Here is a 10,484-nt window from a genome sequence, read left to right as displayed (position 1 = left end):
ACCGGATCTCCGAACACCGGCAGATCCCGAACCCGGCGCATTGTGCGGTCGTGGATCGCTTCAACCCGGCCGCCACACCCCATGCAGGTTCGCGCCACTCCAGGTTCTGGTGCCAGCTCCACCACCAGCCAGCGCAGCGCCCCACGCATCTCGTGACGCCACTCCCCAACCCGGTAGCCCACCCAGCCACCCAGCTGGGCCATACAATCCCCTTCGGCCACGGCCGACCCCTGTTTGTAGTCTCGACAACCACAAATTAGCCGGGTCGGCCGTGCGCCTCTCCCTCAGTTGGGAGAAGAACCTTTTTATTTTGTGTTGCGCGGCGAAGGGCGGAGGGCCCCGTAAGTCGCGGCCGTTATCCGCTTGGTTGCGGGGCCCTCCGCCCTTCGCTCCGAACGCTGGGTCGGACTGAGGGGCTGATGGGTGAGGCTGACGGCAGGCAGTCGGCAGCGGGGTCGTGCCACCGAGCCATCGGAGCCATCGGAGCCATCGGAGCCATCGGAGCCATCGGAGCCATCGGAGCGCCGCCAGGTGCCGTGTGCAGGAGCCTGGCCGGCCGCGGCGGGCCTTGTTGGCGGACTCACGCCCATCCGGGCCAGAATTGCCACCGGGGGCGCGCTGGCGCCATGAGCGGTTCACCGGCCACGCAATCCGGCAGGAGGCGATGATGCAAAGTGCGTTCGAGTTGGCGATGCCGTGGTGGCAGTTCGTGTTGCGTGCCGTGGCCGTCTATGTGGTGCTGCTGTTCCTGATCCGGCTGTCGGGCAAGCGCACCATGGGCCAGTTCACCCCGTTCGACATGCTGCTGATCGTGCTGCTTGGCAATGCGGTCCAGAACGCGTTGCTGGGCAAGGACACCTCGCTGACCGGCGGCATCCTGCTGGCCAGCACGTTGATCGCGATGAACTGGCTGCTGGGCTTCATCACCGCGCGCAGTCGGCGCGCCGAACGGGTGATCGAAGGCGAACCGGTGGTGTTGGCGCGTAACGGCAAACTGTTTGATCGCGCGCTCAAGCGCGAGCTGGTCAGCCGCGCCGACTTCCACGAAGCGATGCGCCAGCAGGGTTGCGCCGACGTCAGCGAAGTAAAGCTGGCGCTGCTGGAGACCAACGGCCAGATCAGCATCGTGGCGAAGGACTGAGTGGCAGCTTGCGGGCGCGGCATCGGCTTGCCTGGGCCGCTGTGGCGATGGCGCCGGTTGGGCCCGTTCAGCCGGAGCGGCCGACGTGACCCGCTGGCGCGCCGATGTTGCGGCTATTGGCCGGCCAGTTCAGCCAGCCAGTCGCGTGGCCGCAGGTAGTCGGCCAGCCGCGCCTCGTCGCTGCCGGCCTCGGGTTGGTAACCGTACTCCCAGCGCACCAGCGGCGGCAGGCTCATCAGGATGGACTCGGTGCGCCCGCCCGACTGCAGTCCAAAGTGCGTGCCGCGGTCGAACACCAGGTTGAACTCCACGTAGCGCCCCCGCCGGTACAGCTGGAACTGGCGCTCGCGCTCGCCGTGCGGCGTGCCTTTGCGGCGCTCGACGATCGGCAGGTAGGCATCGAGGAAGCCGTCGCCCACCGCACGCAGGTAGCCGAAATCCTGTTCGAAGTCGCCGTGCAGGTCGTCGAAGAACAACCCGCCGATGCCGCGCGTCTCGTCGCGGTGCTTGAGCATGAAGTACTCGTCGCACCAGCGCTTGTGCGCGGCGTAGCGCTCGGCACCGCCAAACGGTTCGCACAGCGCGCGCGCCACGCGATGCCAGTGCAGCACGTCCTCGTCGAACGGATAGAACGGCGTCAGGTCGAAGCCGCCCCCGAACCACCACGCCACCGTTTCGCCATCGCGCGTGGCGCGGAAGTGGCGCACGTTGGCATGCGTGGTCGGCAGGTACGGATTGCGCGGATGGAACACCAGCGACACGCCCACCGCGCGCCACGACGCGCCGGCCAGTTCTGGTCGCGCCGCGGTCGCCGAAGGCGGCAGCTTGGTGCCTGATACGTCGGAGAAGCCGATGCCGGCCTGCTCGAACACCGCGCCATCACGCAGGATGCGCGTGCGTCCGCCGCCACCGAGCAGGGCGCCTTCGCCCTCGCGGGTCCAGGCATCCTCGATGAAGCTCGCCTGGCCGTCGGCCTGTTCGATGGCGGTGCAGATGCGGTCCTGCAGGCCGGTGAGGTAGTCGCGGACGCGGTTGAAGTCGGTGTCGTCGGTGCTCATGCCGGGATTGTAAGGGGTCGTGTTGCTGGTGCCGGCTTCGGGTGGGGGCGGCGATGTGCACGGGGTTTGCTCCGCGGCATCAAGGCGTCACTTCTTCAGCGTGCGCTCGAACAACTCGAAGATCCGTCGGTATTCGTCATACCACGAGTCCGAATGCACGAACCCGTGCCGCTCCAGCGGATACGACGCCAGCTCCCACTTGTCCTTGCGCAGTTCGATCAGCTTCTGCGCCAGCATCACCGAGTCCTTGTAGAACACGTTGTCGTCGATCATGCCGTGCGCGATCAGCAGGTGATCCTGCAGGCCGTTCGCATACTCGATCGGTGACGACACCTTGTACGCCTGCGGGTCCAGCACCGGCGTGTTGAGGATGTTGCTGCTGTACTCGTGGTTGTACTGCGACCAGTCGGCCACCGGACGCAGCGCGGCGCCGGCCTTGAACGTGCCCGGTGAGCGGAACAGCGCCATGAACGTCATGAAACCGCCGTAGCTGCCGCCGTAGATGCCGGCGCGATCGCGATCGCCCTGTTTGTTGGCCACCAGCCAATCCAGGCCGTCCAGGTAATCCTCCAGCTCCGGGTGGCCCATCTGCCGGTAGATCGCGGTGCGCCAGTCGCGGCCGTAACCCTCGCTGGCGCGGTAGTCCAGGTCGAGCACCACGTAGCCCTGCTGCACCAGCAGGTTGTGGAACATCTGCTCGCGGAAATACGCCGGGTAACGGTCGTGCACGTTCTGCAGGTAGCCGGCGCCATGCACGAACATCACGATCGGGTACTTTCGCCCCGGCTCGTAGGTCTTCGGACCGTAGAACTTGCCCCAGACCGTACCCGCACCGTGCCTGCTCGGCACCTGCACGTATTCGGGTTCGATCCAGGTGCGCGCCTTGAACGCCTCGGTGCGGGTGTCGGTCAACATGCGCGCCTCGCCGCCGCTGGCGTCGACCACCGCCAGCTGCGCCGGCAGGTAGCTGTCGGAGTGGCGCACCAGCAACCGGCGGCCATCCGGCGACAGGCTGAAGTCCTCCACACCGTCCAGCGCGGTCACTTCGCGCACGGCGCCGCCGTTGCGATCGACCGTGCACACCTCGTAGTCGCCCGGCCACGCGCGGTTGCACAGGAAGAAGAAGCCGCGGCCGTCGGCCGAGACCTGCGGCATCGACACTTCCCACTTGCCCGTGGTCAACGCGCGCGGCGTGCCGCCACCGTCGCTCAGGTACAGGTGCGAATAGCCGCTGTGCTCGGACAGGAACCACAGCGCGCCATCCGGCGTCCAGCCGAAATCGTTGAAGCCCCAGTTGATCCACGCCGCGTCGGTCAGGCGGTGGCGCGTCTCCAGCTTCGCGCCACCCAGGTCGACGCTGGCGATCCAGCGGTCCTTGTTGTCCACTGCGCGCACCAGCAGCGCGACGTTGCGGCTGTCGTCGCTCCAGTGGATGGCCGGACCGCTGCCGTCGCCGTCGGTTTCGATGCGCACCGCGCGATTGCCCTTCAGCGGATCCTGCCTGGCCGCCTTGCGCATCGCGGCCAGCGGATCGCTGGCGATGCCTGGCAGCGCGTCCAGCGACAGTTCGCTGGCCTTGGCGCTGGCCACGTCCACCAGCCACAGCCTGTGCGGCAGCGGCGCGTTGCGGCCCACGCGGGTGCGCACGTCCTCGAATTCCTCGTAACCCGATTCGGTCACGTACTTGGGCATCTTGCCGGCCTGGCCTGCGTCGGCACCCTTCTCCTGGGTGACCACCAGCAGCCAGCGGCCATCGGGCGAGAGCGCGCTGTCGCTGATCTCGACCTTGTCGTCGAGGAACACCGGTGCCGGCGCGCGGCTCGGGTCGGCGTTGCGCCACGCTTCGTCCTGCTGGCGCGCGGCGTCGCGGCGCTCGCGCATTTCGCGCAGGGTGCGACTCATCGCCAGCTGTCGCTCGCGCAGGTCATCGGCTGGCGGCGCCGCATTGGGGTCCTTGCCGGCACGCACGTCGCTGGCCTGGCGCACGCCGTCAGTCGCATTCCACGACCACCACTGGTTGCCCGCGCGGAACACCAGTCCGCCCTGCTGGTTCCACTGCGGCCGGGACTCGCTCTCGCTGCTGCGGGTCACCTGGGTCAGCGCGCCGCTACGCAGGTCGCGGACGAAGATGTCGCCATTGCGCACGAACGCCATGCGCGTGCGGGCGTGGTCGTAGGCGCGGTCGGCGCCATCCAGTTCCGCGCGTGCCGCCCCATCGATCCGAGCCGCATTGCCGCCGGCCACGGGCACCTGCCAGGTGTCGCGGATGCTGCCGCCCGCGCGCTTGAGCGCGAACTGCGCATGCTGGCCATTCCACGACCACCAGGCCTTCTCGACCGCTGGGCCGATCCAGTCGGGGTCGGCCATCGCCTGGTCCAGAGTGGTGGGGGTGGGGGCCTGGGCGGCCGCCTGGGCAGTGGCGAACGTGAGTACGGCGAGGGACAACAGGCGATGCATGGGCGCGGTTCCGCAACGGTTTCACGGAAGGTTAACAGCGCGGCGCGGCAACGCATGGGCCTTCGGTCATTCCCGGCGCTGATGGGCGGTAACGGCAAAGTGCGATGCGGATGTGTCGCGCGCCACAGTGTCCGCACGCACCCCGGCCATGCCGGTTCGCGCCCACGCGGCAGGCGGGTATGCTGTGGACCACACCCTGTTCCGGAAACCGTGGCCAGCCCCCGCTGGCCTCCCTGCATGCAAGCCTACGTGTACAAGAGCCTGACAAAGGCCGACACCTATCTCTACCTCGCCGTGCGCGACGAATTCACGCGTCTCCCCGAACCGCTGCGCACCCAGCTGGGCACGTTGCAGTTCGTACTGGAAGTGGCGCTCACCCCGGAGCGCAGGCTGGCGCGCGAGGATGCCGCCACGGTGCGCGACAACCTCGCGGTGCGGGGCTTCCACCTGCAGTTCCCGCCGTCGCAGGCGCAGGATCCGATGACCGGGGACTGGGGCACCGATGGCTGACCTGCGGCGGATATTGCTCTCGCCGATCACGCTGCTTCTCGCGGGGCTGGTCCTGTCCGCACTGACGGTGGTCGGCGGCCCGCTGGCCGCGGTGGCCGGCGTGCTGGCGCAGCCGGCGTTCGCCATCGCCGTCTCGGCCTGGCGGCGGCGTGACGAATTGACCACGGCCTCGGCCTGGCGCCGGGATGCCGTGGCGCTGCTGGTGCTGTGGGCCGCGGGCGTGGCCGCCATCGCGCTGCTGGTGGCGTGGCCGCTGCGCGCGCTGATGGACAGCGGCTCGCTGCTGTCGGCGCTGCTGCTCAGCGCCGTGGCGGGCGTGGCCCTGCTTGGCGTGTGGCGACTCTGGCCGCTGTGGCACGCCGTCGAACGCGACGGCGGCGATCTGCGCGAGCACTGGAAGCGGTTGGCTGAACTCGAACCGGGTGCGTGGCGCGGGTTGGCGGTTGCGGTGGCCGTGGTTGCCGTTGCCGGGCTGGTGATCGCATTGGCGTGGCCGGGCCTGCTGGCCGATGGTGCGCGCTGGCCGTTGGCGGCGCTGTTGACGCTGGGCGCGCCGATTGCGCATTACCTGTTGCAACGCCAGGCGCCTGCCGACGAATTGATGCTGCTGGACGATGCCCAGGGCAGCGCGTTCGACCCGGACGCCAGCGCCGAGCCGCCGATGCCGATCGAAGGTCCGTTGGAACCGGCGCTCTACACCGCTGCCCGCACCGGGCGCGCCGAGCGGGCCCTGGAACTGCTGGCCGCAGGTGCGGACCCCCATGCCGCACCGCCAGTCGACGACCGTGACCGACGCAGTCTGGCGGTGCTCGCCGCCGTGCTCCCCGACCTGCGACTGCTGCGCGCCCTGATCGGCCACGGTGTGGATCTCAACACCGTGGCCGGCGGCATCACCCCGCTGTTGGCCGCCTGCCGCGACAGCTGGCACGGGCGCCCCGACGCGGTCATGACCCTGCTGGCCAACGGTGCCGACCCGCGCGTCGCCGATCTCGACGGCAACACGCCGCTGCACCACGCCGCGCGCAGTTCCGATCCGGGCGTGGCCGCGCTGCTGCTGGACGCCGCCGCGGAGATCGACATGCTCAACGCGGAGGGGTTCTCGCCGCTGGGCGTCGCCTGCACCGCGGGCAATTGGCGCCTGGCCCGCTTCCTGATGGAGCGCGGTGCCAGGCCGGAGCCCGCCGGCGGCCAGCCGGCGCTGCTCGCCGCGGCCGGCAGCGACGACGACGATCCGGCCGGGGTGCTGCTGCTGCTGAAACAACGGGCCAAGGTAGAGGCCCGGGGCGGACAGGGGCGCACCGCGCTGCTGGAGGCCGCGCAGGCCGGCAATGCCGAAGTGGTGGCGGCGTTGCTCGCCGCGGGCGGCGACACGGCGCACGCCGATGTGCTGGGCCGCACCGCGCTGCTGGAAGCTGCGCGCGCGGGCCATACCGGCGTCATCGAACGCCTGATCGAACACAGCCTGGCCCGCGGACAGGCGCCGGTGGATGCGGTTGACGCGCACGGTTGCAACGCCCTGGCATTGGCCGTAACGGCCGAGCAGGCGTCGGTCGCCATGGTGCGCCGCCTGGTCGAGCTGGGGCTGGATCCGCTGAGGCACGACCATGACGGCAAGCGGCCGGTCGACCGCGCCGCCGAGGCCGGCCGATGGGCCCTCGTGGCCGAACTGGACCCCACGTACGCCCTGCCGGCCAGCGTGCGCGGCGGCGATGCGGATGCGCCGTTGCCTGATCGGGCGCCCGCCGCGCTGCTGCGCGAAGCGATGCACGACGGCCGCGACGATGCCCTGGCCCCGCTGGCGCAGCTGCTCTCGCCCGCCGAACTGGGCGCACTGCTGCACGACGACGAGGCCCGTCAGCCGCAGCGGATCGACTGGCTGTTGCGCCAGGGCGCATGGCCCGAAGTGCCCGACGCCAATGGGGACACTCCGTTGCTGGCGCGCCTGGCGCAAGGGCCGTCCGCCCTGCCGGCGATCCGTGCCCTGCTCGACCGGGGGCTGGCCCCCACCGGACGCGGCGGACTGGCCCGCTTCCTGGCCGCCTGCGCGGCCGAGGACCTGGCCAGCCGCGCGCTGGAGCAATTGGCGCTGGACCTGCTGGAGCGCGGCGCCGACCCGTTTGGCGGGTCGCGGATCGTGGATCCGCCGCTGACCTTGGCCGTCCGCCTGGGCTGGACCCGGCTGCTGGCCCGCCTGCTTGCGATCGGCGTGGACCTGGATGCACGCGATAGCCGTGGCATGAGCGCCCTGCACCTGGCGGCCGCGCTGGGCCGCGAGGCGATGGTCAGGACGCTGGTCGCCCAGGGCGCCTCGCCCGACCTGCTGGCCGCCGACGGACAGACCCCGCTGGGTGTGGCGTTGGCCTCCGGTCGGCGCGACATCGCCGATTGGCTGGACTGGCGCGGCTGGCCGTTGCCGCGGCGCGCATTGCGCCCCAGTGACATACCGGCCGCCGCCGTCGTCGGCGACGCCGATGCCGTCCGCCGCCTGCTCGACCTGGGCCTGCCGCTGGATGCCGTGGACCCGCAGGGCTGCACCGCGCTGTTGCGCGCGGCCGGCAGCGGCCATCGCGCGGTGGTCGACCTGCTGCTGGCACGTGGCGCCGACCCGCGGTGCGCCGCCACGTCCGGCGCGACGCCGCTGTCGGCGGCGGTGAGCATGCGCCACGTCGAGCTGGTCGATCGCCTGATCGCCGCCGGCGCGCAGGTCGAGCAGCGCCTGCCGGGTGAACTCACCGTGCTCATGGTGGCCTGCGCACTGGGGCTGCCCGAGGTGGCCGCGCGGCTGCTGGCTGCTGGCGCCGACGTCCACGCCACCGATGCGCAAGGCCGCACCCCGCTGCACTGTGCGGCCATGTACGCCTTCACCGCGCGCGAGCGCAGTCGCGTGGTGGCGCTGTTCGATACCCTGTTGCTGGCGGGGGCGGAATCGACGATCAACGCGGTCGCCGCCGGCGCCACGCCGCTGCTGCTGCTGCTGGGCGCGCGCGCCGAGCCGGGCAGCGCCGCCGACGAAGACGTGCTCATTGCCGGGCTGGAGCAGTTGCTGGACCACGAGGCGCGCCTGCAGGTGCAGGATCCGCGTGGCTTCGGCCCGCTGCACCTGGCCGCCCTGCATGGCCTGGTGGGCGTGGTGCAGTGGCTGCTGCGGGCCGGCGCCGACCCCGACCTGCGCGACGGACTCAACCGTACCCCGCGCGAGATCGCGGTGATGCGCGGGTTCATCGACATCGCCGCCGAGCTCGCGCCCCGCGCACGGGGCGATGACGTTTCGATGGCCAGGTTCCTGCGCGACCAGCGCTGAGCCTGTCCGGCCAGGGCGCGGTGGCGGTTGTCGCCACGCCCTGGCATTCGCATCGTTGAACGGCCCGCCGACCGCCGACAGGGCTATTCGGCGCGCCTGCGCTCCACCGCGATGCCGCCCAGCACGCCTTCGCCCTGGTCGGCGTTGAACAGCTCCTCCAGTTCCTTGCGCGCATCGGCGGCGGTCTGCAGCAGCGCCGCCTCGTCGTCATGCACCTGGTACTGCGCCACCAGCATCCGTTCGTCGTGTTCGCGGAACCGGCGGGCGTGCTGTCGCGCCACCTCGGCCGGAACGCCCAGCGCCATCAGCACCTCCTCGCCCAGGCGCAGGCTGGAATGGAACATCTCGCGCACCGCATACGCGCCCAGGTCCATCAGCTCCCATGCGTGGCGGCGGTCGCGCGCGCGTGCGAACACCTTCGCGTCCGGGTACAGGTGGCGGATGGTGCGCACCGTGTGCAGGCTGCCCGCGGTGTCGTCGATGGCGATCACGAACGCCTTCACGTGCGCCGCGCCCGCCGAGCGCAGCAGTTCCGCGTTGGCCGGATCGCCGTAGTAGATGATGTTGCCGAAGCGACGCACGAAGTCGACCTGGTCGGCGCTGTGCTCGATGGCGATGTACGGCACGCGTTGCGCGGTCAGCAAGCGCGCGATGATCTGCCCAAAGCGGCCGAAGCCGGCGATCAGCACCTGCGGATGCCCGTCGGGGATGGCGTCGAAAGCCCGCCTGGGGCGCGTCGGTGGCTTTGCCGCCAGCCGCCGCGCCACCGCCATCACCAGCAGCGGGGTGAGCGCCATCGACAAGCCCACCACCGCCACCAGCCGGTCATGCAGGCCCGCGGCCAGCAGCCCGGCGCGTTCGGCCTCGGTGAACACCACGAACGAGAATTCGCCACCCAGCGCCAGCACCGCGGCCAACTGCAGTGCCTCGCGCAGATCCAGCCGCCCCGGGCGGAGGCCGATCAGCACCAGCAGCACGAACTTCACCGCCATCAATCCGGTGACCAGCCCCAGGATCAGCCACGGCTCGGCGGCCACCCGGGCCAGGTCGATGGACATGCCCACCGCCATGAAGAACAGCCCCAGCAGCAGGCCCTTGAACGGATTGACCTGCGACTCCAGCTCGTGGCGGAATTCCGAGTCCGCCAGCAGCACGCCGGCCAGGAACGCGCCCAGGCCCGCCGACAGCCCCGCCTCCTGCATCAGCCACGCCGCGCCCAGCACGGTGAACAGCGCGGCCCCGGTGAACACCTCGGGCATCTGCGCACGTGCGACCAGGCGGAACAGGTGCCGCAGTGCCCAGCGGCCGACCAGCACCAGCAGCGCCATCGCGCCCAGCGCTTTCACCACCTCGTCCCAGCCCAGTCCGGTATCGGCCGATGCGGCCCGGCCCAGCAGCGGGATCGCCGCCAGCAGCGGGATCGCGGCGATGTCCTGGAACAGCAGGATGGCAAAGCCCAAGCGGCCGTGGTCGCTGTTGAGCGCCTTGCGTTCGGACAGCAGCTGCAGGCTCACCGCGGTGGAGGACAGGGCCAATCCGGCGCCGACCACCAGCGCCGCCTTCCAGCCCAGGCCCAGCGCCATCGCGATCCCGCCCAGCACCAGCGTGGTCAGCAGCACCTGCGCGCCACCGGTGCCGAACACCGGGCGACGCATCACTTTCAATCGCGGCAGCGACAGCTCCAGGCCGATGACGAACAGCATCATCACCACCCCGATCTCGGCGGCGGCCATCACCGGGTCGGCGTCGCGCACGAAGCGCAGGCCGTTGGGCCCCAGCGCCACGCCCGCGACCAGATAGCCCAATACCGCGCCCAGGCCGAAACGCCGGAACACCGGCACCGCGATCACCGCGGCCAGCAGGAAGACCAGTGCGAGTTCGAGGCCGCCGCCGTGCATGGGATTACCTGGGTGGCGGGACGCCGCCAATGAGGTCCATGGTAACGGTCGCCGCACCGCGCGCAATGCGCGGTCGTCAGGACCCTGCGCGATGCGGTGACCAGCGCGGCCTGAACAAC

General features: G+C 70.7%; 6 protein-coding genes and 1 pseudogene. 3 read left to right on the top strand and 4 right to left on the bottom strand.

The features are described from left to right. Positions 1-203: pseudogene (locus IP93_RS15805) on the bottom strand (hypothetical protein); the annotation flags it as partial. Between the two features lie 464 nt (positions 204-667). Here IP93_RS15805 and IP93_RS15055 point away from each other — a divergent pair. Next, complete coding sequence (locus IP93_RS15055; RefSeq protein ID WP_144817089.1) at positions 668-1,141, top strand: DUF421 domain-containing protein; 474 nt, start codon at positions 668-670, stop codon at positions 1,139-1,141. A gap of 113 nt (positions 1,142-1,254) precedes the next feature. On the opposite strand, the gene hemF is transcribed toward IP93_RS15055, so the two are convergent. Together hemF and IP93_RS15045 are read right to left on the bottom strand one after the other, a co-directional pair. Next, positions 1,255-2,199: an oxygen-dependent coproporphyrinogen oxidase gene (gene hemF / locus IP93_RS15050; RefSeq protein WP_144817087.1), complete on the bottom strand. Its 945-nt coding sequence runs from the start codon at positions 2,197-2,199 to the stop codon at positions 1,255-1,257. Between the two features lie 87 nt (positions 2,200-2,286). Next, positions 2,287-4,656 (bottom strand): S9 family peptidase, encoded by a 2,370-nt coding sequence (locus IP93_RS15045; protein ID WP_144817085.1) that lies wholly within the window; start codon positions 4,654-4,656, stop codon positions 2,287-2,289. 237 nt (positions 4,657-4,893) lie between these two features. Here IP93_RS15045 and IP93_RS15040 point away from each other — a divergent pair, with 237 nt between their 5' ends. Together IP93_RS15040 and IP93_RS15035 are read left to right on the top strand one after the other, a co-directional pair. After that, a complete protein-coding gene (locus IP93_RS15040) occupies positions 4,894-5,166 on the top strand; it encodes a YcgL domain-containing protein (RefSeq protein WP_144817084.1) in 273 nt (90 codons plus the stop codon). Continuing rightward, complete coding sequence (locus IP93_RS15035; RefSeq protein WP_144817082.1) at positions 5,159-8,467, top strand: ankyrin repeat domain-containing protein; 3,309 nt, start codon at positions 5,159-5,161, stop codon at positions 8,465-8,467. Before IP93_RS15040 ends, IP93_RS15035 begins: the two co-directional genes overlap by 8 nt. Before the next feature lie 83 nt (positions 8,468-8,550). On the opposite strand, the gene IP93_RS15030 is transcribed toward IP93_RS15035, so the two are convergent. After that, entirely contained in the window at positions 8,551-10,365 is a 1,815-nt protein-coding gene (locus IP93_RS15030) for a monovalent cation:proton antiporter-2 (CPA2) family protein (RefSeq protein WP_144817080.1), read from the bottom strand. Between the last annotated feature and the right edge of the window lie 119 nt (positions 10,366-10,484).

It is taken from the genome of Aerolutibacter ruishenii (assembly GCF_007830115.1).
In the GTDB taxonomy this organism is placed as follows: domain Bacteria; phylum Pseudomonadota; class Gammaproteobacteria; order Xanthomonadales; family Xanthomonadaceae; genus Aerolutibacter; species Aerolutibacter ruishenii.
This window is presented reverse-complemented; position numbering and strand designations above follow the sequence as displayed.